A 299-nucleotide genomic window follows, 5' to 3' on the forward strand; every position below is an offset into this window, starting at 1 on the left:
CACGGGCATCCGCCTGCCCACCCTGCCGGAGAACTGGCAGGTGCGCGACGTGCAGGTCTTCCCCGCGCACCAGGGGGCCGGCATCGGGGTGGCGATCGAGGCGGTCGACCTCGGCGAGGGCTCGCTCGTCGCCACCCATCGCCGCGGCCTGGGGCAGGGCGGCGGCGCCACGCGCTCCGCCGATGGCGGACCCCTCTACTGGATGGCGGACGGCTCCTCCTACGCGCTGAGCGGCACGGCCGGCGACGCCGCCCTGCAGAAGGCCGCTATGACCCTGGCCTCGATCGCGCCCGCCCACT

General features: G+C 75.9%; 1 pseudogene. It reads left to right on the forward strand.

The window, feature by feature from the left end:
* Positions 1-299, forward strand: a pseudogene (locus ACLBXP_RS25775) (anti-sigma factor); the annotation flags it as partial.

The sequence above is a fragment of the Methylobacterium sp. A54F genome (assembly GCF_053346035.1).